At 71.8% G+C, this 26,038-nt stretch carries 21 protein-coding genes and 4 pseudogenes; 19 read left to right on the plus strand and 6 right to left on the minus strand.

All coding sequences use genetic code 11. From position 1 onward, the window contains the following. The 10 genes from ACZ7D7_RS33485 to ACZ7D7_RS33530 all read left to right on the plus strand — a co-directional run. Nucleotides 1–588, plus strand: a 588-nt coding sequence (locus ACZ7D7_RS33485) for a sugar phosphate isomerase/epimerase family protein (RefSeq protein WP_470829300.1), incomplete at its 5' end; no start/stop codon positions are given. Nucleotides 589–1,099: 511 nt separating this feature from the next. After that, nucleotides 1,100–2,251, plus strand: coding sequence for an inositol-3-phosphate synthase (locus tag ACZ7D7_RS33490; RefSeq protein ID WP_470829302.1), 1,152 nt, complete (start codon nucleotides 1,100–1,102; stop codon nucleotides 2,249–2,251). After that, on the plus strand, nucleotides 2,248–3,672 hold the full coding sequence (locus ACZ7D7_RS33495; protein ID WP_470829303.1) for a UbiA family prenyltransferase: 1,425 nt from the start codon (nucleotides 2,248–2,250) through the stop codon (nucleotides 3,670–3,672). Before ACZ7D7_RS33490 ends, ACZ7D7_RS33495 begins: the two co-directional genes overlap by 4 nt. Continuing rightward, the gene (locus ACZ7D7_RS33500; protein ID WP_470829304.1) at nucleotides 3,669–4,547 is read left to right on the plus strand and encodes a sugar phosphate isomerase/epimerase family protein; all 879 of its coding nucleotides are present in this window, start codon (nucleotides 3,669–3,671) and stop codon (nucleotides 4,545–4,547) included. The genes ACZ7D7_RS33495 and ACZ7D7_RS33500 overlap by 4 nt, the downstream gene beginning before the upstream one ends. After that, complete coding sequence (locus ACZ7D7_RS33505) at nucleotides 4,544–5,182, plus strand: EboA domain-containing protein (RefSeq protein WP_470829305.1); 639 nt, start codon at nucleotides 4,544–4,546, stop codon at nucleotides 5,180–5,182. The genes ACZ7D7_RS33500 and ACZ7D7_RS33505 overlap by 4 nt, the downstream gene beginning before the upstream one ends. After that, the gene (locus tag ACZ7D7_RS33510; protein ID WP_470829306.1) at nucleotides 5,182–6,030 is read left to right on the plus strand and encodes a TatD family hydrolase; all 849 of its coding nucleotides are present in this window, start codon (nucleotides 5,182–5,184) and stop codon (nucleotides 6,028–6,030) included. The genes ACZ7D7_RS33505 and ACZ7D7_RS33510 overlap by 1 nt, the downstream gene beginning before the upstream one ends. 10 nt (nucleotides 6,031–6,040) lie before the next feature. Beyond that, nucleotides 6,041–7,210: a metabolite traffic protein EboE gene (gene eboE / locus ACZ7D7_RS33515; protein ID WP_470829307.1), complete on the plus strand. Its 1,170-nt coding sequence runs from the start codon at nucleotides 6,041–6,043 to the stop codon at nucleotides 7,208–7,210. After that, nucleotides 7,207–8,589 (plus strand): nucleotide pyrophosphatase/phosphodiesterase family protein, encoded by a 1,383-nt coding sequence (locus ACZ7D7_RS33520; protein WP_470829308.1) that lies wholly within the window; start codon nucleotides 7,207–7,209, stop codon nucleotides 8,587–8,589. The genes eboE and ACZ7D7_RS33520 overlap by 4 nt, the downstream gene beginning before the upstream one ends. 60 nt (nucleotides 8,590–8,649) lie before the next feature. Then, nucleotides 8,650–9,813: a sugar phosphate isomerase/epimerase family protein gene (locus tag ACZ7D7_RS33525; RefSeq protein ID WP_470829310.1), complete on the plus strand. Its 1,164-nt coding sequence runs from the start codon at nucleotides 8,650–8,652 to the stop codon at nucleotides 9,811–9,813. A gap of 89 nt (nucleotides 9,814–9,902) precedes the next feature. Next, nucleotides 9,903–12,023, plus strand: coding sequence for a PQQ-dependent sugar dehydrogenase (locus ACZ7D7_RS33530; protein WP_470829311.1), 2,121 nt, complete (start codon nucleotides 9,903–9,905; stop codon nucleotides 12,021–12,023). A 141-nt stretch (nucleotides 12,024–12,164) separates the two neighbouring features. Here the strand turns inward: ACZ7D7_RS33530 and ACZ7D7_RS33535 are convergent, their stop codons facing one another. Further along, a complete protein-coding gene (locus ACZ7D7_RS33535) occupies nucleotides 12,165–12,875 on the minus strand; it encodes a helix-turn-helix domain-containing protein (RefSeq protein WP_470829312.1) in 711 nt (236 codons plus the stop codon). Between the two features lie 304 nt (nucleotides 12,876–13,179). Between ACZ7D7_RS33535 and ACZ7D7_RS33540 the strand changes: the two genes are divergently transcribed. Further along, nucleotides 13,180–13,554 carry an ATP-binding protein gene (locus tag ACZ7D7_RS33540; RefSeq protein ID WP_470829313.1) on the plus strand — a complete coding sequence of 125 codons (375 nt, stop codon included), beginning with the start codon at nucleotides 13,180–13,182 and terminating at the stop codon, nucleotides 13,552–13,554. Between the two features lie 529 nt (nucleotides 13,555–14,083). After that, nucleotides 14,084–14,284 carry a hypothetical protein gene (locus ACZ7D7_RS33545; RefSeq protein WP_470829314.1) on the plus strand — a complete coding sequence of 67 codons (201 nt, stop codon included), beginning with the start codon at nucleotides 14,084–14,086 and terminating at the stop codon, nucleotides 14,282–14,284. Here the strand turns inward: ACZ7D7_RS33545 and ACZ7D7_RS33550 are convergent. Both ACZ7D7_RS33550 and ACZ7D7_RS33555 read right to left on the minus strand, forming a co-directional pair. Next, a pseudogene (locus ACZ7D7_RS33550) lies at nucleotides 14,281–14,705 on the minus strand (M55 family metallopeptidase). The gene ACZ7D7_RS33545 and the pseudogene ACZ7D7_RS33550 sit on opposite strands and share 4 nt — an antisense overlap. Nucleotides 14,706–14,718: 13 nt before the next feature. Next, nucleotides 14,719–14,850 (minus strand): annotated as a pseudogene (locus ACZ7D7_RS33555) (M55 family metallopeptidase); the annotation flags it as partial. Nucleotides 14,851–14,996: 146 nt separating this feature from the next. Between ACZ7D7_RS33555 and ACZ7D7_RS33560 the strand changes: the two are divergent. Both ACZ7D7_RS33560 and ACZ7D7_RS33565 read left to right on the plus strand, forming a co-directional pair. Next, nucleotides 14,997–15,806 (plus strand): SAM-dependent methyltransferase, encoded by an 810-nt coding sequence (locus ACZ7D7_RS33560; protein WP_470829316.1) that lies wholly within the window; start codon nucleotides 14,997–14,999, stop codon nucleotides 15,804–15,806. 116 nt (nucleotides 15,807–15,922) lie between these two features. Continuing rightward, entirely contained in the window at nucleotides 15,923–17,425 is a 1,503-nt protein-coding gene (locus ACZ7D7_RS33565; protein ID WP_470829318.1) for a HEAT repeat domain-containing protein, read from the plus strand. 169 nt (nucleotides 17,426–17,594) lie between these two features. Here ACZ7D7_RS33565 and ACZ7D7_RS33570 read toward each other — a convergent pair whose 3' ends face one another. After that, nucleotides 17,595–18,689, minus strand: a complete 1,095-nt coding sequence (locus tag ACZ7D7_RS33570; RefSeq protein WP_470829319.1) for a M23 family metallopeptidase — start codon at nucleotides 18,687–18,689, stop codon at nucleotides 17,595–17,597. A gap of 261 nt (nucleotides 18,690–18,950) precedes the next feature. Continuing rightward, on the minus strand, nucleotides 18,951–19,358 hold the full coding sequence (locus tag ACZ7D7_RS33575) for a RidA family protein (RefSeq protein WP_470829320.1): 408 nt from the start codon (nucleotides 19,356–19,358) through the stop codon (nucleotides 18,951–18,953). 139 nt (nucleotides 19,359–19,497) lie between these two features. On the opposite strand from ACZ7D7_RS33575, the gene ACZ7D7_RS33580 reads away from it, so the two are divergent. Together ACZ7D7_RS33580 and ACZ7D7_RS33585 are read left to right on the plus strand one after the other, a co-directional pair. Further along, nucleotides 19,498–19,878, plus strand: coding sequence for a winged helix-turn-helix transcriptional regulator (locus ACZ7D7_RS33580; protein ID WP_470829321.1), 381 nt, complete (start codon nucleotides 19,498–19,500; stop codon nucleotides 19,876–19,878). 363 nt (nucleotides 19,879–20,241) lie between these two features. Beyond that, a pseudogene (locus ACZ7D7_RS33585) lies at nucleotides 20,242–20,496 on the plus strand (AraC family transcriptional regulator); the annotation flags it as partial. A gap of 62 nt (nucleotides 20,497–20,558) precedes the next feature. On the opposite strand, the gene ACZ7D7_RS33590 reads toward ACZ7D7_RS33585, so the two are convergent. Further along, nucleotides 20,559–22,280: a VanW family protein gene (locus ACZ7D7_RS33590; protein ID WP_470829322.1), complete on the minus strand. Its 1,722-nt coding sequence runs from the start codon at nucleotides 22,278–22,280 to the stop codon at nucleotides 20,559–20,561. A gap of 475 nt (nucleotides 22,281–22,755) precedes the next feature. Here ACZ7D7_RS33590 and ACZ7D7_RS33595 point away from each other — a divergent pair, with 475 nt between their 5' ends. From ACZ7D7_RS33595 to ACZ7D7_RS33605, 3 genes and pseudogenes are all read left to right on the plus strand, one after another. Next, the gene (locus ACZ7D7_RS33595) at nucleotides 22,756–23,712 is read left to right on the plus strand and encodes a GlxA family transcriptional regulator (RefSeq protein WP_470829324.1); all 957 of its coding nucleotides are present in this window, start codon (nucleotides 22,756–22,758) and stop codon (nucleotides 23,710–23,712) included. A 158-nt stretch (nucleotides 23,713–23,870) separates the two neighbouring features. Next, nucleotides 23,871–24,869: a type I glyceraldehyde-3-phosphate dehydrogenase gene (gene gap / locus ACZ7D7_RS33600; RefSeq protein WP_470829325.1), complete on the plus strand. Its 999-nt coding sequence runs from the start codon at nucleotides 23,871–23,873 to the stop codon at nucleotides 24,867–24,869. 339 nt (nucleotides 24,870–25,208) lie between these two features. Continuing rightward, a pseudogene (locus ACZ7D7_RS33605) lies at nucleotides 25,209–26,038 on the plus strand (Fe-S oxidoreductase); the annotation flags it as partial.

The following is a 26,038-nucleotide window of genomic DNA, read 5'->3' on the forward strand; positions in this document are numbered from 1 at the left end:
GCGATGTTCCCCCCGGCACCGCAGCGGATGATCGACCGCGGCTACGAGGACTTCGCCGAACGCTGGAACCCGATCCTCGACGTGTTCGACGCCGAGGGCGTGCGTTTCGCCCACGAGGTCCATCCCAGCGAGATCGCCTACGACTACTGGACGACCGTCCGCACCCTCGAAGCGGTCGGCCGCCGGCCGGCGTTCGGCCTCAACTTCGACCCCTCCCACTTCGTGTGGCAGGACCTCGACCCGGTCGGCTTCCTCCTCGACTTCCGCGACCGCATCTACCACGTCGACTGCAAAGAGGCCCGCAAACGCCTCGACGGCCGCAACGGCCGCCTCGGCTCCCACCTGCCCTGGGGCGACCCCCGCCGCGGCTGGGACTTCGTCTCCGCCGGCCACGGCGACGTCCCCTGGGAAGACGTCTTCCGCATGCTGCGCTCGATCGGTTACACCGGCCCGGTCTCGGTGGAGTGGGAGGACGCCGGCATGGACCGCCTCCAGGGCGCGCCGGAGGCCCTGACCCGTCTGAAGGCCTACGACTTCGAACCGCCCACGGCATCCTTCGACGCCGCCTTCGGAGGCGGCGACAGCTAGTGCTGCGGCAGGGACAGGACCCGGCGGCGGCCGAGCCGCCGGGTCGGTCCGGGCTGCCCGGAACATGCCTTTGTCCTAGCTATGGAAAAAGTTCGACTTCTTCGATGCGCAAGGGCTTTCCGTCGCGGACGAACCGGGCTACGGTCCCCCCAACGTGCACAGCAGCAACAGGTGGTTCACGACTGACGGCGCATCAGGACTCATCAGGACTCACCCGCGCACGACCGGCCTTCGGAGGACATCCGTGCACAGCACAGAGCCAAGAGCCCCCAAGAGCCCGCTCCTTCGCACCGGCGGCCCGCTCGCCGCCGACTCGCCCGCCTAACCGCGCCGACACGGAACTCGGCCGCCCGGAACCCCGGTCGAAGCCCGCGTTCGCGACCGCGACCGAAGCCCGCGACCTGACGGCGCCGCGAAGTCCGCCGCACGACGGCGGCGCGCGGGAGGCATCTCGCCCCCGCCGCCGTCCCCGCACCCCCATCGGAACATCGACCTGGCAGGGAGGCAGCCCGTGACCAACGACGGGAACACATCGCAGCCCCGGACCGCCGGACGGTCCGCACGCACCGGTGTCTGGTTCGTCGGAGCCCGCGGATCGGTGGCCACCACCGCCGTCGCCGGATGTGCGGCGGTCACTGCCGGACTGCACCCGCCGACCGGCATGGTCACCGAGACCCCACCGTTCCACGGCACCGGCCTGCCGCCCCTGGACTCCCTCGTCTTCGGCGGCCACGACACCGCCGACTGCCCCCTGCCCAAGCGGGCCGAACAGCTCACCGGCGCAGGAGTCCTGCCCCACGGCCTCGCCGCCGCCGTACGCGCCGAACTCCAGGCCGCGGACGAGGAGATCCGCACCGGCGGTCCGCTGCCCGGTGACACGTGTAGCGACGAGGACCTCATCACCCGCTTCGCCGCCGACCTCACCTCCTTCCGCTCGCGCAACGCACTGGCGCGGATCGTCGTCGTGAACGTCTCCTCCACCGAGCCGGTCCCCGCACCCGATGCGGAACGCCTGCCGCCCAGCTCCCTCTACGCGGCCGCCGCCGTGCGCGCGGGCTGCTCCTACGTCAACTTCACGCCGTCCACCGGGCTGCGCACCCCGGGCCTCACGGAGGCCGCCGCGGCCGGCGGACTGCCCCACGCGGGCCGGGACGGGAAGACCGGACAGACACTGCTGCGGGCCGTGCTCGCCCCGATGTTCGTCCAACGCGCCCTGGACGTACGGGCCTGGTCCGGCACCAACCTGCTCGGCGGCGGCGACGGCGCGGTGCTGGCCGACCCGGCGGCGGCCGCGGCGAAGAACGCCGGCAAGGAGCGAGTCCTGGCCGAAACCCTCGGTCACACGCCGCAGGGCGAGGTGCACATCGACGACGTGCCCGCGCTCGGCGACTGGAAGACCGCCTGGGACCACATCGCCTTCGAGGGCTTCCTCGGCTCACGGATGATCCTCCAGACCATCTGGCAGGGCTGCGACTCCGCCCTCGCCGCCCCCCTCGTCCTCGACCTGGCCCGCCTGGTCGCCCGCGCCCACGAGGCCGGCCTGTCGGGCCCGCTGCCGGAACTGGGCTTCTACTTCAAGGACCCCGACGGGGGCCCCTCGGGCCTCTCGGAGCAGTTCACCGCGCTGCTGTCCTTCGCCGACCGGCTGCGGGAGACCAAGTGATCCGCTCACTGATCTCCCGCCTCGCACCACCCGCGCTCGTGTCCGCCCCGAGGCCCACCGAGGCCAGGAGCGGGCGGCGCCGGGCCGACGCGGCACCGGAGCGCGCCCGGCGGGCGCGGCTGCGCGACTGGGCCGAACTGCTCCGCGTGTCCGCGCTGTTCACCGTCCCCGGCGACGCCCTCGCCGGCGCCGCGGCGGTCGGGGTCCGGCCCAACCGGGGCACGGCGTACGCCGTGGGCGCCTCGCTCTGCCTCTACGAGGCGGGCATGGCGCTCAACGACTGGGCCGACCGCGAGGAGGACGCCGTCGACCGCCCGCACCGGCCCGTCCCCTCCGGCCGGATCGCCCCGACGGCGGCGCTGGGCGCGGCCGGACTCCTGACCGCGGCCGGCCTCGGCCTCGCGGCCCGCGCCGGCCGGCCCGCGCTCGCGGTGGCGACGGCCCTGACCGCCACGGTCTGGGCGTACGACCTCCGCCTGAAGCACACCCCCGCGGGCCCCGCGGCGATGGCCGCGGCCCGCGCCCTGGACGTCCTGCTCGGAGCCACGGCGACCATGCGGCCGGGGACGACGGCGCCGTCCGGCGGGACGGCCGTCGGCACCGCGCGCCCGGGCGACACGGCCGCCGACGCCATGCCGCAGCCGCCGTGGCGCCGGCGCCGTGCCTCCGGCCCGCCCGGCCAACAGGCCGCCGCCCCGGCACCGTTCCCGGGCGCCCGTCGCCCGCTGCTCCGCGCCGGCGGCGTCGGCGCGCCGTCCGTCCCCGGACCGGCCCGCGCCGCAGCCGTCCCGGCGCGCCCCGGCCCGGACACCCGCACGCCGCCGACCGGGGGAGTGAGACCGCCGACCGGCCACCAGGGCCGCAGCGGGGGAGTGCGCCCCTCGACGAGCCGCCGGAGCGCCGGCCCCGGGAAACCGCGGGACGGCGGAGGACCCCCCGCCCGCGCCCTCAGCCCCGCCACCCCGAGCGCCGCCCTGCTCGCCGCGCTCCCGGCCGCCACCGCGCTGGCCGCTCACACCTACGCCGTCACCGCCGTGTCACGGCACGAGGCGCACGGCGGTTCGACGCTCGTCCCCCTCGCCGCGCTCGGCACGACGACCGCGCTCGGCCTGCTGCTGGCACGGCCGCGCGGCACCGCCGGGACCGCCCCGGGCCTGTCGGCCACCGCCTACCTCCGTACGGTCGCCGTCCCCTGTCTGCACGCCGCCGCGTACGTCCGTACCGCCGCCGTCCCCCAGCTGCACGCCGCCCTGAACCCGTCCCCGCCCCTCACGCAGCGCGCCGTCGGCGGCGGCATCCGCGCCATGATCCCGCTCCAGGCAGCCCTCGCGGCCAGGTCGGGGGCGGGCGTCACCGGACTCGCGCTGCTGGGGCTGGCCCCCCTCGCCCGCAGGCTCGCACGGAAGGTGAGCGTCACATGAGCCGTCGGCAGCCACTCCGCCTCGGTTACGGCACCAACGGCCTGACCGACCTCCGTCTCGACGACGCGCTGGGTCTGCTCGCCGACCTGGGCTACGCCGGCGTCGGACTCACCCTCGACCACATGCACCTCGACCCGCTCGCTCCCGATCTCGCCGCCCGCACCGCCCACGTGGCCCGCCGCCTGGGCGAACTCGGCCTCACCGCGACCGTCGAGACCGGCGCCCGCTACGTACTCGACCCGCGCCGCAAGCACGGCCCGACGCTGCTGGACGCCGACCCCGAGGCGCGTGCCGCCCGCTCCCGGCTGCTGATCACGGCGGTCGGCGTCGCGGCGGACCTCGGTGCGCACGCCGTGCACTGCTTCAGCGGCATCACACCGCCCGGCACCGACGACGACACCGCGTGGCGGCGCCTGGCGGAGGCCCTGTCGCCCGTACTGGACGCCGCCGAGGCCGCCGGCGTGCCGCTCGCCGTCGAACCCGAACCGGGACATCTCCTGGCCACCCTCGCCGACTTCCACCACCTGCGCACCCTGCTGGGCAGCCCGTCCCCGCTCGGCCTGACCCTCGACATAGGCCACTGCCAGTGCCTGGAGCCGGCCCCGCCCGTCGACTGCGTCCGTGAGGCCGGACCCTGGCTGCGGCACGTGCAGATCGAGGACATGCGCCGCGGGGTGCACGAACATCTGCCGTTCGGCGACGGCGAGATCGACTTCCCGCCCGTGCTGGACGCGCTCGCCGCCACCGGCTACCAGGGCCTCACCGTCGTCGAGCTGCCCCGCCACTCGCACGCCGGGCCCGAACTGGCCCGCGCCTCCATCGACTTCCTCCGGACTGCGGAGGCCGCCGCCACGAAGGGAGTCCCGACACCATGACCCAAACCCCCGCGTGGACCCGCGCGGACGTCGAAGCGGTGCTGCCCGACGACACCGCGCGCGCCTGGTTCCAGGAAGCGCTGGCCGAAGCCGCCGACGCGACGAAGGCACCCACGGCGGCTTCCTCCCCGTACGTCTCCCACCCCTGGGAGCTGCGGTTCGCGGCGGCCGGGCGGCACTGCGGTCACGACATCGCGGACGCCGTCCGCACGCTCCTCCTCATCGAGGCCGGCGTCGGCGTCGAGACGCTGACCCGGCTCTACCAGCAGGGCAGCGCCGCCGAACGCCGCGCCGTACTGCGGGCGTTGCCGTCCCTCGTGGACGGACCGGACGCCGTGCCCCTCGTCGAGGACGCCCTGCGCAGCAACGACACCAGCCTCGTCGCCGCCGCCGTCGGCCCCTACGCCGCCGCCCACCTGGACCCGCACGCCTGGCGCCAGGCCGTCCTGAAGTGCCTGTTCACCGGCGTCCCCGTCGATGCCGTCGCGAGCCTGGCGCAGCGGGCGGCCGGCGACGGCGAACTGGCCCGCATGCTCGCCGACTACGCCGCCGAGCGGACCGCCGCCGGCCGCGACGTCCCCCACGACCTCGGCCGCGTACTGAGCCTGACGGGCGACGAACCCAAGGAGCTTTGATGCGTATCTTCGACCCCCACATCCACATGACGTCCCGCACCACCGACGACTACGAGGCCATGCACGCGGCCGGTGTGCGCGCCGTGGTGGAACCGTCGTTCTGGCTCGGCCAGCCCCGCACCTCCCCGGCCAGCTTCTTCGACTACTTCGACTCCCTCCTCGGCTGGGAACCCTTCCGCGCCGCCCAGTACGGCATCGCCCACCACTGCACCATCGCCCTCAACCCCAAGGAAGCGAACGACCCGCGCTGCACGCCGGTCCTGGACGCCCTGCCCCGCTATCTCGTCAAGGACGGCGTCGTCGCCGTCGGCGAGATCGGCTACGACTCCATGACGCCCGCCGAGGACACCGCCCTGGCCGCCCAGCTCCAACTCGCCGCCGACCACGGCCTGCCCGCGCTCGTGCACACCCCGCACCGCGACAAACTCGCCGGACTGCACCGCACCGTCGACGTCGTCCGCGAATCGGCGCTGCCCACGGAGCGCGTGCTGCTCGACCACCTCAACGAGACGACCGTCGCCCACGCCAAGGACAGCGGCTGCTGGCTCGGCTTCTCCGTCTACCCGGACACCAAGATGGACGAGGACCGCATGGTCACCATCCTGCGGACGTACGGCACCGAGAAGGTCCTCGTCAACTCGGCCGCCGACTGGGGCAGGAGCGACCCGCTGAAGACCCGGAAGGTCGCCGACGCCATGCTCGCGGCCGGCTTCGGCGAGGACGACGTCGACCAGGTGCTGTGGCGAAACCCCGTCGCCTTCTACGGGCTCAGCGGACGCCTGAGCCTCGACGTCCCGAAGCCGGAGAGCCTGCACGAGGGCAACTCCATCCTGCGCGGCGGGGAATGAGGAGCGAACGATGCGCTTCCGGCACCCCGACGGCTCCACCGTCCACCTCGCCTACTGCACCAACGTCCACCCCGCCGAAACCCTCGACGGCGTCCTCGCCCAACTCCGCGACCACTGCGAACCGGTCCGCAAGAGCCTGGGCCGCGACCGCCTCGGCATCGGCCTGTGGCTGGCCAAGGACGCCGCACACGCCCTGACCTGCGACCCGGTGGCGCTGCGGGGACTGCGCGCGGAACTGGACCGACGCGGCCTCGAAGTCGTCACACTGAACGGCTTCCCCTACGAGGGGTTCGGCGCCGACGAGGTCAAGTACCGCGTCTACAAGCCCGACTGGACCGACCCGGAACGCCTCGCGTACACCACCGACCTGGCCCGGCTGCTGTCCGCGCTCCTGCCGGACGACGTCACCGAGGGCACCATCTCCACCCTGCCCCTCGCCTGGCGCACCGTCTTCGACGAGCACGCCGCTGCCACCGCCCACGCGGCGCTGACCACCCTGGCGGGCCGGCTCGACGCGCTGCAGGACCTCACCGGCAAGTCGATCCGCATCGCCCTGGAGCCGGAACCCGGCTGCACGGTCGAGACGACCGCCGACGCCGTCGCCCCGCTCACCGCACTGCCCGGCGACCGCATCGGCGTGTGCGTGGACACGTGCCACCTCGCCACCTCCTTCGAGAACCCCGGCACGGCGCTCGCGGCGCTCGACGCGGCGGGCGTCGCCGTCCCCAAGGCGCAACTGTCGGCCGCCCTGCACGCCGAGGAACCCCACCTGCCGGAGGTCCGCGAGGCGCTCGCCGCCTTCGCCGAACCCCGCTTCCTGCACCAGACCCGCACCGCCACGGCGGCCGGCCTGCGCGGCACCGACGACCTCGACGAGGCACTCACCGGCGAGGCCCTGCCCGACGCCGCACCCTGGCGCGCCCACTTCCACGTCCCCCTGCACGCCCCACCCGCCCCGCCGCTCACCTCCACCCTGGACGTCCTCCAGGAGGCGCTGACCCACCTGGTCGGCGGCCCGCACCCGCTCACCCGCCACCTGGAGGTCGAGACCTACACCTGGCAGGCCCTCCCGCCCGAACTGCGCCCCCGCTCCCGGTCCCAGCTCGTCGACGGCATCGCCGCCGAACTCACCCTCGCCCGCGACCTGCTGACCGACCTCGGCCTCAAGGAGCTGCCGTGAGCACCGGACCCACCCCGCTCCTCGTCCTCGACGTGGTCGGCCTCACCCCCCGGCTCCTCGACCACATGCCCCGCCTCAAGGAGTTGGCCGCCTCCGGCTCGCAGGCGAACCTCTCCACCGTGCTGCCCGCCGTCACCTGCGCCGCCCAGTCCACCTTCCTCACCGGGGCGCCGCCCGCCGAGCACGGCATCGTCGGCAACGGCTGGTACTTCCGCGAACTCGGCGAGGTCCTGCTGTGGCGCCAGCACAACGGCCTCGTCGCCGGCGACAAACTCTGGGACGCCGCCCGCCGCGCCCACCCCGGCTACACGGTCGCCAACATCTGCTGGTGGTACGCCATGGGCGCCGACACCGACATCACCGTCACCCCCCGCCCCGTCTACTACGCCGACGGCCGCAAGGAACCCGACTGCTACACCCGGCCCCCCGCCCTGCACGACGAACTCACCGCGAAACTCGGCACCTTCCCCCTCTTCCACTTCTGGGGCCCCGGCGCCGACCTCGTCTCCAGCCAGTGGATCGCCGACGCGACCCGCCACATCCTGCGCACGAACCGGCCCGACCTCGCGCTCTGCTACCTCCCGCACCTCGACTACGACCTGCAGCGCTACGGCCCCGACGATCCGCGCTCCCACCGGGCCGCCGCCGAACTCGACGCCGTCATCGGCCCGTTGCTCGACGACGCCCGCGCGGAGGGCCGCACGGTCGTCGCACTGTCGGAGTACGGCATCACCCGCGTCAGCCGCCCGGTCGACATCAACCGCGCCCTGCGCCGCGCCGGACTGCTGGAGGTGCACGCGCAGGACGGCATGGAGTACCTCGACCCGATGGCGTCCCGCGCCTTCGCCGTCGCCGACCACCAGATCGCCCACGTCTACGTCCGCCGCCCCGAGGACCTGCCGGCCACCCGCGCCGCCCTCGCGGACCTGCCCGGCATCGAGACCCTGCTCGACGACGAGGGCAAGAAGGCGAACGGCCTCGACCACCCGCGCTCCGGCGAACTCGTCGCGATCGCGGAGCCCGACGCCTGGTTCACGTACTACTACTGGCTCGACGACGCCCACGCGCCCGACTTCGCGCAGCTCGTGGAGATCCACCGCAAACCCGGCTACGACCCGGTCGAGCTGTTCATGGACCCGCACGACCCGTACGTGCGGGTCAGGGCGGCCAAGGCGGTGGCCCGCAAGAAGCTCGGCATGCGCTACCGCATGGCGGTCGTGCCCCTCGATCCCTCACCCGTCCGCGGCAGCCACGGCCGCCTCCCGCAGAGCGACGACGACGGTCCGCTCGTCCTGGTCTCCACCCCCCGCGCAGTGTCCGGCCGCGTCGCGGCCACCGAAGTGAAGTCCCTGCTCCTGCGGCTCGCCGGCCTGTCCTGAACAGGCCGCGGCCGGCCGCACGTCATCCGCACCACCGTGACAACGAAAGAGAGAACCACTGTGACCGCGTTCAACGACGAAGGCGTCACCGCCGACGCCCTGCGCCGCACACTGGGCGTCAGCCGCCGCCGCTTCCTCAGCACCTGCACGGCCGCCGCGACGGCGGCGGTCGCCGCCCCGGTCTTCGGCGCCGCTCCCGCGCTCGCGCAGGACGGGACGGCAGCCTCCGCGGCCGGCTCCGGCCGCTCCGCCCTGGTCCCGCCGCACAAGCGGGGCATCATCCTCTACACCGTCCGTGACGCGATCGGCCGCGACCCGCTGGCCTCCGACCTGCCCTCCGGTTTCCGCGAGGTGTTCCGGCAGCTGTCGCGCTTCGGCTACCGCCAGGTGGAGTTCGCCGGCTACGGCCAGCACGCCAACGCGCCCGGCGGCGCCGACCTCGGCACCGTCGAGGGCGCGAAGCTGATGCGGTCCTGGCTCGACGAGTACGGGCTGCGGGCGCAGGGCAGCCACGGCTTCATCCCGGGCTCCTGGCCGCTGACCCCGTCCGACCTGGACACCTTCAAGCGCCAGCTGGAGATCGCCAACATCCTCGGCATGGAGCACATGGGCACCGGCGGCGACCCCACCGGCAGCTCGTACCGGGCCGACTGGGACGTCGCCGCGGAGAAGTGGAACACGATGGGCGCCATAGCCGCCCGTGAGGGCGTCAAGCTCTACACCCACAACCACGACAGCGCCTACGACTTCCTCCTCGACGGCGGCCCGCTCGACGACCAGGGCCGGCCGACCGCCAGCTCCGGCGTCCGGAAGCTGGAGTACTTCCTGGAGGTGACCGACCCGAAGAGCGTCTACCTGGAACTGGACGTCTTCTGGGCACACGTCGCCCAGTACAAGTTCCACACGTACACGGCCCACGACGGCTCGCGGCGTGAGCAGATCTTCGACCCGGCCGCACTCGTCGTCCGCAACACCAACCGCTTCCCGCTGTTCCACGCGAAGGACGGTGCGGTCAACACCCAGAGCGGCCTGGGCTACGACATGGTGCCGTTCGGTACGGGCGACATCGACTACCGGACGTTCTTCACCCGGGTCGGCGCGAAGAACTACCACAACCCGATGGTCGAACAGGACAACGCGCCGAGCGCGACGGTGCCCGGCCAGTCCCTGGACTTCGCCCGGATCGGCTACGACAACATCGCGGCCCTGCGCTCCGGCCGCTGACGACCGGTCACTTGCCCGGCCCGCCCGGCGCTCCGGCGCGGGGCGGGCGGGACGTCGGACAGGCCCGAAACCACCAGAAGGAGTTCTGAGTGCGCAACAGACGGATCGCCACCCTCGTGGGGGCGGCAGCGCTGGCCGGAGCCGTGGGGCTCCTGCCTCTCTCCGCCGCGCAAGCCGCCAAGACGGACACCGCACCGCCGGCCCCGTCGGACTTCCAGAAGGTCACCCTCAACGACCGCCCGGGCGAGCCCATGGCCCTCGCCGTCCTGCCCGACCGGCGGGTCCTGCACACGGCGCGTACCGGAGAGGTCCGCATCCACGACCCCGAGAGCGGCGTGAACTTCCTCGCCGCCGACATGAAGAAGAGCCCCGCCGGGCTCTACCAGCACGACGAAGAGGGCGTCCAGGGAATCGCCGTGGACCCCGGCTTCGCCAAGAACCGCTGGGTCTACCTGTACTACTCGCCCCGCCTCGACACCCCGATGGACGACCCGGCGACCCCGGGCGTCAACGAGGGGGACGCCCCGCAGTTCGGCTCGGCGGCCGACTTCGCCAAGTACGAGGGCGTCACGCGGCTCTCGCGCTTCAAGCTCAAGGGCAACAAGCTCGACTACGCCACCGAGCAGAAGATCCTCGACGTCCCGGCCGACCGCGGCATCTGCTGCCACGTCGGCGGCAAGATCGACTTCGACCACAAGGGCAACCTGTTCCTGTCGACCGGCGACGACTCCAACCCGTTCTCCTCGGACGGCTACGCCCCGCTCGACGACCGCGCCGACCGCAACCCGGCCTACGACGCGCGCCGCACCTCAGGCAACACCAACGACCTGCGCGGCAAGGTCCTGCGCATCAAGGTCAAGTCCGACGGCGGCTACGTGATACCCGACGGCAACCTCTTCGCGCCGGGCACCCCGAAGACCCGGCCCGAGATCTACGCCATGGGCCTGCGCAACCCGTTCCGCTTCGGTGTGGACGACAGGACCGGCGCCGTCTACGTCGCCGACTACTCGCCCGACGCCAACAAGGCGAACCCCGACCGCGGCCCCGCCGGCCACGGCCGCTGGATGGTCATCGACCGCCCCGCCAACTACGGCTGGCCGTTCTGCGTGACCCAGGACATGCCGTACCACGACTACGACTTCGCCACCCAGAAGTCCAGCGGCGCGTTCGACTGCGCCAAGCCGGTCAACGACTCGCGCCACAACACCGGGCAGAGCGAGCTCCCGCCGGTCACCGACGCGGAGATGGTCTACGGCTACGGCGCCTCCGAGGAGTTCCCCGAGCTGGGCACGGGCGGCATCGGCCCCATGGGCGGACCGGCGTACAGCTACGACCGGCGCAACACCGCCGAGAACCGCTGGCCCGAGTACTTCGACGGCAAGCCGCTCTTCTACGAGTGGACCCGTGACCAGATGAAGGCCATCACCCTCGGCAAGGACAACGAGATCCAGAAGATCGAGGACGCGATCCCCTCGATCAAGACGGACGGCCCGATCGACGCCGAGTTCGGCCCGGACGGCGCGCTGTACGTCCTCGAATACGGCACCGGGTACTTCGCGGAGCTGCCCGAGGCCCAGCTCGCCCGGATCGACTTCACGCGGGGCAACCGCACCCCGGAGCCGAAGGCCGCCGCCGACGTGACCAACGGCACCAGCCCGCTGACGGTGCAGTTCTCCAGCGCCGGCACGAAGGACGCCGACGGCGACGCCCTCAGCTACGCCTGGGACTTCGACGCCGACGGCACCGTGGACTCCACGGAGGCGAACCCGAAGCACACGTTCACCGAGAACGCCGTCTTCGACGCCACCCTGAAGGTCACCGACAGCACGGGACGCTCGGCCTCCGCGTCGGTGCCCGTCGTGGTCGGCAACAAGGCCCCGGTCGTCTCGCTGACGACCGACCCGGCCCCGCACGGCGGCACCGAGTTCCACTGGGGCGACACCGTCACCTGGGAGGTCACCGTCACCGACGACCAGCCGGTGGACTGCTCGAAGGTGACCGTCTCGTTCATCCTCGGCCACGACACCCACGGCCACCCGCTGTCGTCGAGCAACGGCTGCTCGGGATCGTTCAAGACGTTCGTGGACGGCGGCCACGCCGGCGCGGACAACCTGAAGGCGGTCTTCAACGCGTCCTACCAGGACTCACCCCCGGACGGCCTGCCGTCCCTGTCCGGCAGCGCGGAGGTCGCCCTGACCCCGGCCGACTGACGCATCGACCGGCAAGGAAGGAAGCACCAGAACAGGGGCGCCGTCTCCAGAGGCGGCGCCCCGCCTTCCCGGCCGGCCCGAGCCGCGCCGACCGAACGCCCGCGGGACGGAGAGCCTTACGAACGGAGTCGGGAAGTTGATCTACGACGTCAGGCGCTGCCCCAGGTCGAGCGCGATCGCACCGCCGCCCCCCTCGCGCAACTGCCCCGCCGTACGCCCGACATAGGCACGCAGCGCCCGCGCCAGATGCGGCTCGTCGAAGTATCCCAGCTCGGTGACGACATCGCCGGCCGCCTCGCCGGCCGCCAGCAGCTCCGCCGCCGTACGGGCCCGTTCGATCTGCCGCACGGCACCCCGCGTCAGCCCGGTCGCGGCACGGAACCGCCGCTCGACCGTGCGCTTTGACGCGACCGGGCGCCGCCCCCGCAACACCTCGGCGACGAGCGGATCACGGACCACCACCCCGGCCCGTACGAGCCGCTCGACCAGGGCCTCGGCGTCGTCGGGACCGGGCGTCTCCCACCGCGAGCCGTCCAGCCGGAACGACCGCGCCGTGGTGTCGGGCAAGTCCACCCCGCCGTCGACCAACGCCGACGTGGGCAGCGCCCGCAGCGAGGCGCCCACCGCGAACTCGATGCCCGTGAACGTCGCGCCCTCCGGCACCGACGCCGTACCGGTCCGCGTCTCGGGCCCGGTGACGGCCGCGTACGCCCGGCCGCCCAGCTCCCAGAACACCAGACCCCAGCGCACCCCGGCGACGGACGTCATCGCGCCGACCTGCTCGCTCGTGCAGGTCCACACGGTGTCGACCCACGCCGAGTCGGACCGGCGCGATTCGAAACGGAGTTCCACGGGCGCAGAATACGCCAGGCCCCGCACTCGCTGGTCGCGCTCGCCGCGGACCGGCCCGCGCGCGGTGACGACCAGGAGGAAGCCGGCCGGCCGGCGCGCGTCCACTCGCCGGCACTGGCGTCGCCGCTCCGCGGACGGCCAAGGCGCCAAGAGTGATGTTGCTCGATATCCGTCACCCGATCGCGTGTCGGGTTCCTCTTCTCGCGAAGAGATGTGACGGTCGGCGTGAGGGTAGACCTGGTTGAGGTTGATCGATGCTTAAGGGGACTTGGTGGTGTATTCGTCCGAGGAGGACCCTCGGTCCTTGGCCGGAGGAAGCCTGCTGACGGTGGAGCGCGCACGAGATTTCGCTCGGGGCTTTCTGGCGGCCTACGTGCCCCAGGGCGGGGACGAGGTGGAATCGGTCCTGCTCGTGGTGTCCGAGCTGGTGTCGAACGCGGTGCGGCACGCCGGCGGGCTGACCGGGATCGAACTGGAGGCCCGGCCCGGGACCGTACGGATCACGGTGGAGGACGCCAGCCCGACACCGCCCGCGGCGCGGACGGCGGAGAACGGCCTGCCCGGCTTCGGCTGGCTCATGGTGCAGGAGCTGTCCGAGGACGTGCAGGTCACCGTCGGCCCGGCCGGCAAGGCGGTGACGGCGCTCGTGCCGGTGCAGATGGGGACGCCCCGTGACTGACCCGGAACCCGCCGGCGTGACCAGGCCGGCGACGGGGACGAGAACGCGCCAACGTCGGGGGCGGGGCCGGGGGCGCGTACGCGGGCCCTTCCCGCCGGACACCCGCACCCCTCACGCATCAGCACCGGCGCCCCGGCATCCCTCTGGCCCGGTCCCGGCGCCTGAACTCTCCACCGGGACGGCCGCCCGCCGACAGCAGGCCGGAGCGGCGGCCGCCTCCGTAGCGGCGTGCGCGTCCACGTGGGCGTGCAGGGGCACGGGGGAGTCCAGCCAATAGGCGTCGGCGAGGCGGGCCAGGGGCGCAGGGGTGTCATGTCTGTCCACGATCGGGACAACGAGACAACGCGCGCCCGGGAACGGGCGGCGCGGCCTGGCGGAGAATGGCGAAGCCCCGCACACCACGGCCTTCGACCGCCCGAACGGGGCCGGTGAGCCGCGTCAGGCCGCCGGGGGCACGCCCAGGATGGCGTGCACGCCGCGCAGGGGCCAGTCCTCGGTCTGGTTGTCCCCGTGCAGGGCCGCGAGGGCGGTGTCGATGCTCTCGGGCGCGGCGACCGTGCGGCGGGCGCTGCGGCACCGGCGGCGGCGCTGCGGCCTGTTCGACCTCGCCCGATCCTGGCTCGTCCCACCGGAACACGCCGACGGCATGGCCCGCCGCTTCGACGAACTCGTGCCCCGCCCGTACTCCGTGTCCCGTCTCCCGAACGACACTGCCGGGATCATGACCTAGGCGGGTTTGACGGTGGCGAGTTGCGCGAGCAGCAGGACGACCCGGTACGCCTCGGCGAAGTCGGCGGCAGTGAAGGCGACGGTCCGGCTGCCGACGGCGGGTCGTGAGACGCCTGGCACGAGTGTCGCCAGGTCGACCATGAACGGCGCGGACAGATCGACCTCGACCGCGAGCGGTCCGGCAAGGACCAGCGGGACACGTCTGCGCGCCGCAGGACGGCTTCGCCGGCCGCACGGCGCAGCCGCTCCCGCGCCGCTTCGGGGTGGAGGGCGACGGCGGCGCTATGACCGAGAGCCTGCTTGACCGCAACGGTGACCGTGGAGGGGACGAGGTCGCGCATCTCGGCACAGGCACTGTCGTCGCCGCTGAGCAGGACCACGGGTACGCCCAGGTGCCCGGCCATGGCGGTGTTGAGGCCGATCTCGCAACACGCCGGATATCACGCTGTTGGTCTCGGCTGTCATCGAGGCGCGACCGCGCTCGTAGTCGTAGCGGTCCGGGTTCGTCTCGGTGGGATGAACGACCCCCGAGATGCCCTCCATGTCGACAGAGATCATGACCTTCATGGCAGGGAGCCCATGCGTGGTGTCATGCCTCACGGCCGTGCGCGATGGCTGGAAGACGTCCCACGAGCCGGAGCCAGTGGCCCCGCGGACGATCTAGGGTGTGTGGTGGAAGGTCCAACAGTGTTGAGTTTTGAAGGAGGTTGTTGGTGTCGCAGGATCCGTCGGCGGCTGACGCCGCTGGGTTGTCGAGGATTGATACGACGGTGCCGCACTCGGCCCGCATCTGGAACTACTGGCTGCGAGGCAAGGACAACTATCCGGTCGACGAGGAAGCAGGCGATGCCTTCCGCGAGATATTCCCCGGCATCACCGACCTCGCCCGTGACTCGCGCGCCTTCCTCGGCCGCGCCGTGTCCTTCCTGGCCGCGGAGGCCGGGATGAGCCAGTTCCTCGACATCGGCACCGGCCTGCCGACAGCGGACAACACCCACGAGATCGCCCAGCGGATCAACCCCGAGGCCCGCATCGTCTACGTCGACAACGACCCCCTGGTCCTGGCCCACGCCCACGCGCTGCTGACCAGCACCCCCGAGGGCGTCACCGACTACATCGACGCCGACCTGCACGATCCGGAGACCATCCTGCGGGAAGCGGGACGGACCTTGGACCTCACCCGGCCGGTCGCGCTCACCATGATGCAGGTCAGCGGACACATCGCCGACTACGAGCAGGCACGCTCGATCATCAGGACACTGATGGACGCCCTGCCGTCCGGCAGCTACTTCGCGTTCAACGACAGCGTCGACACCAATCGCGCCAACTACGAGGCCACTCGCCTCTACAACGAGAGCGGCGCCGCCCCCTACAGCCTCCGCAGCCCCGAACAGCTCGCCGGATTCTTCGACGGCCTCGAACTACTGGAACCCGGCGTCGTACCGCTCAACGAATGGCGCCCCGAACCAGGCCGCTCTCCCGGAGAGGTGATCGCCCTGGGAGGAGTCGCGAGAAAGCCCTGAACCGGGGTATCGCCTGCGCCTCGCGCCGCCCTCACCCTCGTCCGGCTGAAGACCTGGAGACCGTGGACCAACCTTCCGGCGCTTCGTGAGTCATACCTGTCGGGGGTGGTGGGGTGGTGGCAGGTTCGAGGGAACATCAGATCACGTTCTTCCTACGGGAGTTGCGAGAGGCGGCCGATCCGGCGAGACGCGCTGCGGCGGCCAAAGGCCTGGGGCGGACCGGGCGACCGGAGCACGCCGCCGTCCTCGTCGGGGCCACCGACGACCGGGATCCCACGGTCCGCGCGGCGGCAGCCGCGGGGCTGGGCCGCCTGGGGGTGCGAGATGCCGCGGCCGGCGCGCTGCCGGCGCTGATGGCCGACCCCGACCCGCGTGTGCGGCGCCGCGCGTCACTGGCCGCGATACGTCTCCAGCTCGACGGTCCTGAGCTCAGGCAGGCGTACACGCGGCTGCTGTCCGACCCGGACAGGCATGTGCGGATCAACGCTCTGACCGCCCTGGACGCCCTGGATGCGCTGGGCGCGCTCGGCGACGCGACGGCGGTGGCCGGGCTGCTGGGCGACCCGGACTCCGTCGCCTGGGGGCTGGCCCGCAAGCTGCTGTACCGGTTCGCCGACGACCCGGCGGTCGGAGCAGCGGTCCTCCGCACCGCCAGGGAGGGCGCGGCCGCCGCTCGCGTCCGGGCCATGGACATGGTCCCGTACCGCTGTACGGAGGCACTGCTCGACTCGTTGCTCACCGGTCTGCGGGACCCGTCGGCGCAGGTGCGGACCGCGGTGGCCGACCGGCTGCGGACCGTCGGATCCCCAGCAGCCCAGGACGCGTTGGCCGCAGCCCTGGAGGACGAGTCGGACCCGCGGACGGCGGGGGCGATGCTCCGTGGCGCCGGACGGCGGGGCGACCCGCGCACGGCGGGTCTCGCGTTGCGGTGGCTGGCGGACCCCGTGGCCGGACCGGACGCCGCACACGCCTTGGGCACCCTTGGCACCCCGGAGGCGGCCGAGCGACTGCGCTCGGCACTGGACGACGGCGACCTTCCCGCCCCCACCCGGGCGGCCGCCGCCATGGCGATCGCGGAGGGCGGCGAGTGGGACGCCGTATGGCAGTTGATGCCGCTCCTCGACGACCAGGACCCGGCACTGCGCAGCGGGGTGGTCGACGCACTGGGCATCCTGGTGAAGCGGGGACTGCGCCTGTGGGAGCGTCACACGGTGGCCTGGGTCCTGACGGCGCAGCTGGAGTCGGGACACGACACCTGGCGCACCCGCAACGCCCTCTACGGCCTTCACCAGGCTCTGCCCGGCCTGCGCCGTCTGGCCGACGGAGCATCCGACGCGGACGTGCGCGCCGCCGCACTGTCGCTCCTGGACGCGGACGACGACACCGCCCGCCAGGATCTGCGGCGCTTCGTCCGAGGGCTGAACGATCCGCACGAGGCCGTCCGCTACGAGGCGGTGGCCGGACTGCGCGCATGGGTGGAGGCCACCGGCGAACTGCCGCCGGACAGCGGTCCCGCCCGCGAACGCCTGACCCGTCTGGCGTCCGACGACAGCTCCTCACAGGTGCGGCGCGCCGCCACGGACGTACTGCGGGCCCTCGGAACCTCTTCGCCCGACTGAGCCGCCCCAGACCCGCCGCCGCGGGGAGCCGGTCGACCGACGGGGCGCCCTCGGTGGGGCGAGGTACTTTTCCCGGCGAGGTAGTTTCCCGGCAGCACCCGCCCGGTGCTCCGCGCCCGGTGCTCCGCGCCCGGCGGGTGCTGCCGGGCGCGGAGCCGGAGGAGGGCCGTCAGCTGGTGCGGTTGTAGATCGCCGTGCCGGGACAGGCGGTGACGCCGAGACGGGTGGCGCAGCCGGAGTACTGGCTGGAGCCGTTCCACCAGGTCCAGCCGCCGACGGTACGGCCGTTCAGCCAGGTGTACTGGCCGGCGTAGTTGGCGTCGTAGGTGCGCAGGCTCCAGTGCACGTGGGCTCCGGACGCGGCACCGCCCGCGCAGACGTCAGTGCCGATGTTGCCGAGGAGCGCGCTGCTGCCGATCGACGTCCCGTTGTAATAGGTCGCGTTCCACATGTGGTAGTAGTCCGTCGAGAAGCCACCGGGGTGGATGACCCGGGTCCAGCCGCCGCCGGGACCGCACATCGAGGTCGCCGTACCCTCCCGCGAGGCCCGGACCCGGCCGCTGGCGTTGCCGCCGGCGAAGTCCAGGCTGCTCCAGTAACCCGTCGCGCCGTCATGGGAGTGCGCGCCGCCGGTCAGCGTCATGTAGTAGTCGGGCATCCAGGGCAGCAGCAGCCCGCCGGTGTTGGCCAGGGCCCCCACCGACGATCCCTGCTCCGGTGCCGTCACCTTGCGCTGCGCGTACGCCGTCATGGTCCGCCGCTCCGCCTTGCCGACCAGCGGGGACTTCGCCACGTGGTCGGCGAACTCCTGGTCGCCTTCGAGGCCGGAGACCCAGCGCCCGTCCTTGCGGTGGGCGATGTAGAGCCAGCCCTCGGGCTCGCCGTGGCGTGCGCGCGACGCCTCGACGTACGCCACGCCACGGGCCCAGTTGGCCGAGGCGGTACGGACGTCCACCACCACCTTGCGGCCCTCTTCGGCGAGTTGTCCGACGGCGTCCTTGGGGGCGAGGTCCTTGGCGTCGTGGGACCGGGAGAGCACGTCACTGGAGACGGCGTCTATCAGCCCTTGGCGTCTGGCGCCGAGGCGGTCGGCGATCGTGGACGGCATTTTGACGGTGACACCGGAGGACGTCGACTTGGCGGCGGCCACCGCCGGGGGAGCGGCCGGGTCCAGGGGGGCCGCCGTCGCCGAGGGCGCGGTGGCGAGAAGCCCGGTGACGGCGAGGGCGGCGAGGGCGGTTCTCACGGGCAGTTTGGAAAGCATGGGGGTGCTCCTTGTGGGCGCGAGAGAGCCTGTCGGTTGGACAGGTAGGCCAGAGTGTGGCAGAGCGGAGCCACTTCTACGAGATGTTGAAGTGAAGGCCTTGAGGTTTGAATCGTCTCCGTCGCCCATGAAGCCCTTCAGGGGTGCCACTGACGCATGGTTGGTTGTCATTTCCCCTGTATGGAGGAGGAGTTGAGGTCTGAGGTGCTGTGGGCGAGATGTTCTCCGTGCCACGGTCACGACAGCGCGAAGGGAATCCGTTCAGTCGAGGATCGCGGTGGCTTCCACCTCGACCAGGATGTCGGGCCCGGCCAGGGCGGCGACGCCTATCCCCGTGAGGGGCGGGACCGGGGTGACTCCGAGCTTCTTCGCCGCACGGTCGACTCCCTCCAGAACCAGGGGCATCTTCTCGGGCGCCCAGTCGACGAGGTAGACGGTCAGTTTCGCCACGTCGTCGAAGGAGCCGCCGACCTCGGCCAAGGCGGTGGCGACGTTGAGGTAGCACTGCTCGACCTGGGCGGCGAGATCGCCTCGGCCGACCGTGACTCCCTCGGCGTCCCAGGCGACCTGCCCGGCGACGAACACCACCTTCGTCCCCGTCGCGACCGACACCTGCCGGTAGGCATCGATCTCGGGCAGTCCGGTGGGGTTCACCAGTGTGACGGCCATGTTGTCTCCTCCTCGCGGGAGCCCGTGGGCTCGCTGCCACCGGACCAGGACGTCCCGTGGTCTCTTGTGGTTACTCAGGAACCGTAGGAGAGTGTCCGCTGACATGGAAGAACGCACTTTTCAGTGACTGGGGAACCTCATGGTGACCAAGCAGTTCAGGGGCTCGCCCGACGAAGCGGACCTGAGGCGCGCGGACTCCCTGGCGCGGGAGATCTTCTCGGACATCGCCAACAAATGGGCGCTGCTGATCATCGAAGCGCTGGGCGAGCGAACCCTGCGCTTCGGCGAACTGCGGAACGAGATCGAAGGCGTCAGCCACAAGATGCTCACCCAGAACCTGCGCATGCTCGAACGCAACGGCCTGGTCGAACGGACAGTGCACCCCGTCGTGCCGCCCCGGGTCGAGTACGCCCTCACCGCGCCGGGTCAGGCCCTGCGCGTGACGATCGACGGACTGTGCGACTGGACCCACCGGTACCTCGGCCACATCGAGACCTCCCGCCACCGTTTCGACACCTGACGGTCAGCGAACGGTGCGCTCGGTGGAGCAACCCCCGCCATCTTCCGCGGCCTTCTGACCATGAGGCCGAGGGTGATCCCGCCGGCCGTGCCGACGCGCGTGGGCAGATAGTCCTGGACGAGCGTGACCTGCAGCGGACAGCCGCACGAACGACCCCCAGTCGTCCCGCCCTTGAGCTGCGCCCCTGCCGCCGCAGGCGCGCGACGCCCTGTCCCTGTGCAGCGCCCGCAGCACGGGCAGGGTCAGCACACTGCCGACCAGCGCGGGCAGGAACAGCAGAGGGGAGAGGCGCAGCCCACCCGTACCGACCAGGGCGGTGACCAGAAAACGGCGCCACCGCGAAACCGACGTTCCCACCCAGGGAGGGAACTCATCCTCGCCTGCACTCGCGGCCCGGCGGACGACAGCCCCGAACACCGCCGCCTGCGCGCCGTCCTGTGCGACCAACTATGGATATCGCCCCAGCAGCCGCTGCACGTGCCGACGCCGACCGCACCGCAACTGATCGCGCTGTGCGAGATCCTGCACGCCGACCCGGCCGACAACCGCACTCCGGCAGCACTCGGCAGACAGGTCGGCGCCAGCGACCGCACACTGTCCCGGCTGTTCAGGGCGGACCACAGAGCAGCCGGCCGCCGGCCGGAGGGGGAGAGCACCGCGGGCCGCACGGTCCGAACACGTCACTCGTCCTTCGGCGGCTCGCAAGTGATCCCGTTCCGCGGCGTGTAGTGCGTCCGGTACGGCTCCCTCTTCACTTCTCGGCCGCCGTCGTGGAAGACACGCTCCACGGTGACGTCGAAGCCTTCCAGCGGGGTCTGCGGAACGCATTCCTTGCTGGTGCTCACCTTCTCCTCGGGCTCACGCACGTTGGTGCGCGGTCCCGTCTCGGACGTGATCTCGTCGTATTTCTTGGTGCCGATGAAGTTGACGGTCACGGAGGTGCTGGTGGACTCGGCCTGCAAGTAGACGGTGTTTCCGGAGTCGTTGGTGAACTTCAGGTCGAGACTTCCCCAGGCCACGGTCGCCTCGCGGCCCTCGGGGTAGCGCTCGATGTAGAAGGAATGGGCGCCGTGTTCGACGGGCTTGAGCCCGGCGAAGAACACTGCGTTGAATATCGTGGTGGCGACGGCGGACACCCCGCCACCGGGCGCCTTCGCGTACTGGTCGTCGAGGATCATCACCCCGTCGACGAAGCCGTTGGCCTCGGTGCGCTCGCCGACGGTCCGGTTGAAGCTCCAGGTCTCGCCGGGCGACACGACGGAGCCGTTGATGAGTTCCACGGCGCGCGCGATGTTCGTGGTGCGGTAGGGCGCCGGTTCGAAGTTGACGGTGAACGACGACATCTTCTCCCGGAGACCCAGCCGCGCCGCGTTCTGGCGGGTCACCTCGGGCTGGACGGTGCGTGTCGCCACGGTGCCGGTGCGGGCGGCGCCCGACTCGGTGAGGAGCGGCATGACCGCGTCGGCGAGGGCCTCGTCGGTCACGCTCCGGGCCGGCCTGGCGTCGTCGGTCACCTCCACCGCGTCGCCGTTCAGGCGCAGTTCGGCGTTCTCCGGGCGGGCGGGGAGCCGGGCCAGGGTGCCGGCGACCGCCGGGTCGGCGCGCAGTCCCTTGGCGTCGAGCCGGGGCTCCAGCTTGCCGCTGTCGTCGGGCCGCAGGGTGAGGTACTTGCCGAGGACCGCCTGGTCGATCGCGAACCGTTCGTCACCGGCGGTGAGCGTGACCGGCGCGGACATCGCGGGGCCGGCGAAGTCGCGCACGACGCGTCGTACCTCACGCTCCGCGACCTTCGGCTCGGTCCGACGCGTGGGCAGGGTCGTCACCGAGTCGGTCCGGCCGCGGGTGAAGGAGTCGCGCAGGGCGTCCAGCGCGCCGTCCACGTTCAGCGAGTGGCCGGTGCGGGGCGTGACCTCTTTCACACGTCCGTCGTCGAAGGTCACGGCGCCCTCACGGACCTTCCGGTCGAGGGACTTGGCGAGCTTGCCCAGCGCGGCGCGGGCATCCTCCTCGTCCAGCCGTACGACCGGCTGGACGTCGCCTCCGCGGGAGCGGAACAACCGGCCGATGACACTGACGGGATCGGCCCCACCCATGTGTGCGCGATCGAGGGTCCCCTCGATGTCATAGCCGAGCCCGGCACGCCGCACGTCGATGACGCCGCTCCGCCCGCCGGCCTTCACCGGCAGCTGTTGACCGCGCACGGGACCTTGCAGGTCCTTCTCGAGCTTCCGGGCGGCTTCCTCATGGCTGAGGCCACCGATCTCCACCCCGCGCACCGTCGTACCCGCCTCGATCTCGCCGCCGGTCAGCAGCAGCCCGCCCAGATACAGGCCGCCGAAGCCGACGGCCAGGGCCCCACCGGCCACGGCCGCGGGATGAAGACTGGGTATTCGGTAACGCATGGCTGAGGCAACCTTAGTGCTGACCGTCGGGCAGCTCGGAAATAACGGGGGTCACGGGAGGTTATCACCGGGAGGACGGCGGGAGAAAGAATCCCGGTAATCGCTGCCTTTGCGGGAAATCCATGAACGAGGCATAATCCGCGCCACGCATCGAGAGGGCGAGAAGCACGGGCCGTGAATCCCGCCTGACCAGCAGCTATGCAAAAGCCCCGGCGATATTCGCACGCAGCCCAGCATTCGATTGCGGGAACCGAGAGGGAAATTCGTGATCGGCTGCACATAGCGTGGGCAGCCGTCCCGCAAGCGATGGATGAGCCGTGCACCGGGTTCCGATGTCAGGCGGGAACACCGGCCCGGTTCAGGACGGCGTCCAAGGCCGTCACGCATGCTGGTCGGCGTATCGGCCTGGCGCTGGCGGCGGCCCGGGTGGCGGGATGTGCCCGGTCGTGGCGGGGCGTGGGCGTAGCCTCTTCGCGTGCTGGTTTCCCGTCTGCGTCGTGTGGCTGTTCTTGTCCTCGAGGGTGCGAAGCCGCTGGATGTGGGGATCCCGGCCCAGGTGTTCACGACGCGTGCGAGCATGCCGTTCGAGGTGCGGGTGTGCGGGGCGGCACCGGGTCTGGTGGCCGGCGGTGACGGTCTGGCGTATTCCGTCGCCCACGGTCTCGACGCCCTCGCGTGGGCGGACATCGTCTTCGTGCCCGGTTACCGGTTCCCCGACCGCGAGGACCCGCCACAACAGGTCGTCGACGCGCTCACCGCCGCGCACGACCGGGGCGCGCGCCTCGCCGCGATCTCGACGGGTGCCTTCGCGCTCGCCGCCACGGGCCTGCTCGACGGCCGCCGAGCGACCACGCACTGGCACTACACGCGGGCTCTGGCGGCCAGGTACCCGCTGGTGAGGGTCGACGAGAACGTGCTGTTCGTCGACGAGGGCCGAGTGCTCACCTCGGCCGGCGCCGCCTCCGGCATCGACCTGTGCCTGCACATCCTGCGCGCCGACCTCGGGGTCGCCGCCTCGAACCACGCGGCGCGGCGTCTGGTCGCGGCCCCCTACCGCAGCGGCGGCCAGGCCCAGTACGTGCCACGCAGCGTCCCCGAGCCGCTCGGCGAGCGCTTCGCCGCCACCCGCGAGTGGGCCCTGCACCGCCTGGGCGAGCCTCTCACCCTCGACGTGCTGGCGCGGCAGGCCGGTGTCTCGCCCCGCACACTGTCCCGGCGGTTCGTCGAGGAGACCGGCTGCACCCCGATGCAGTGGGTGATGCGCGCCCGTATCGACCTGGCCCGCGAACTCCTCGAACGCTCGCAGCGCAGCGTCGAACAGATCGCCGCCGACGTCGGCCTCGGCACCGGCGCGAACCTGCGCCTGCACTTCCGGCGCATCCTCGGCACCACCCCGGGCGAGTACCGCCGCACCTTCACCCGCAGCGAGTGACCCGCGCGCCGCGCCGCGCCGGCGAAGCCGCGGCGAGCGGGGCGGGGGTGTGGCGGGATCCTTGTGAACCATGGCGGTCCCGCCACTGCCGCCGACGTGAGCTCCGCGCGAGCCTTGGTACGGAAGGAACCAAGGGAAAGGGAAAAGGGGCTTCACGCATGACTCGCATCGCCATCAACGGATTCGGCCGTATCGGACGCAACGTGCTGCGCGCCCTGCTGGAACGCGACAGCAGCCTGGAGGTCGTCGCCGTCAACGACCTCACCGAGCCCGCCGCCCTCGCCCGGCTGCTCGCCTACGACAGCACCGCCGGCCGGCTCGGCCGCCCGGTGACCGTCGACGGGGACGCCCTCGTCGTCGACGGCCGCCGCATCACGGTGCTGGCCGAGCGCGAGCCGGCGCGCCTGCCGTGGGCCCGTCTCGGCGTCGACATCGTCCTTGAGGCGACCGGCCGCTTCACCTCCGCGAAGGCCGCCCGCGCCCACCTTGACGCCGGCGCGCGCAAGGTACTCGTCAGCGCCCCCTCGGACGGCGCCGACGTCACCCTCGCGTTCGGAGTCAACACCGATGCCTACGACCCGGACCTGCACACCATCGTGTCGAACGCCTCCTGCACCACCAACGCGCTCGCGCCGCTGGCCTGGGTCCTCGACGAACTCGCCGGTATCGAGCACGGGTTCATGACGACGGTGCACGCCTACACGCAGGAGCAGAACCTGCAGGACGGCCCGCACCGCGACGCCCGCCGGGCCCGGGCCGCCGGCGTCAACATCGTGCCGACCACGACCGGAGCCGCCAAGGCGATCGGCCTGGTGCTGCCCAACCTCGACGGCAAGCTGTCGGGTGACTCGATCCGCGTGCCGGTGCCGGTGGGCTCGATCGTCGAACTCAACACGACCGTCGCCCGCGACGTGACACGCGACGACGTGCTGACGGCCTACCGGAACGCGGCGCAGGACCGGCTCGCCGGCGTCCTCGAGTACTCCGACGACCCGCTCGTCTCCTCCGACATCACCGGCAACCCGGCCTCGGCGATCTTCGACTCCGCCCTCACCCGCGTCGACGGCCGCCATGTCAAGGTCGTCGCCTGGTACGACAACGAGTGGGGCTTCTCCAACCGCGTCATCGACACACTCACCCTCCTCGCCACCCGCTGACCGGACAGCCAGGACAACGCCCGCCGTCCCACACCGCACCGCCCGTCACCCCAGGGATTCCCCGACCGGCGCACCGGACCATCGGGACGAGGTACCTTCTGGACGGTTTGTTGCGCTCCTATGCGCGGCTTCGGGTCGTGCGGTGAAGGGGCGGTGGCGGTCGCCGACATCCGTCCACCGAACGCGCTCGAAGGCGGGCGCTCCACGTCAACTGACCTGTGAGCGGCGCAGATCACCACGTGAGTGGCTGCGGCGTTGCGCTGCGATTGGATACTCTCGAACGAGCTGCATAAGTTACCGCTTAGTACTTGAGCGTGGCAGTCTCAGAGGAGTCCATTCATGCAACTCGCCGCGATCGTCGTGTCGTTGGTCCTGACAGTGGTGGGCTCGGCGCTGTTCGTGCGCGTCATCGCCCAGTTCGTGCGGTTCTTCGGGCTCGGCCAGCCGGTACCGGCGGGCAGCCGAACGGACAATCCCTACCAGCGCAGTGTGACGCTGGTGAAGGAGTTCCTGGGGCACACCCGGATGAACCGCTGGGGCGTCGTCGGCCTCGCGCACTGGTTCGTGGCGATGGGCTTCCTGACGCTGATCCCGATCCTGGGGCAGGCGCTGGGCCAGCTGTTCGTGGCGGACTTCCAACTGCCTCTGCTGGGTGGGTGGCTGCCGTGGGAGATGTACGTCGAGTTCATCACGGTGATGACCACCGTGGGCATCGCGGTGCTCATTCTCATTCGGCTGCTGAACCTTCCCTCGCGGGCGGGCCGCAAGTCCCGGTTCGCGGGGTCGACGGCCTGGCAGGCGTACTTCGTCGAGTACGTCATCCTGACGATCGGCACCGTGATCTATGTCCTGCGCGGCCTGGAGGGCGCCCTGCACCACGTGGACGGGTACGAGGCGGCGTACTTCGCCTCGTACCCCCTGGTGATGGCTTTCGAGGGGCTGAGCGAGTCCACGCTGGAGACGCTGGTCCACCTGTTCGCGGGCATCAAGGTCAGCGTGTCGTTCATCTGGATGATCGTGGTCTCGCTCAACGCCGACATGAGCGTGGCGTGGCACCGGTTCCTGGCGTTCCCGAACATCTGGTTCAAGCGCGAGGCGGACGGCGGGACCGCGCTGGGGGCGCTGCAGCCGATGACGTCGGGCGGCAAGCCGATCGACTTCACCGACCC

The sequence above is a fragment of the Streptomyces sp. NPDC037054 genome (assembly GCF_055606745.1).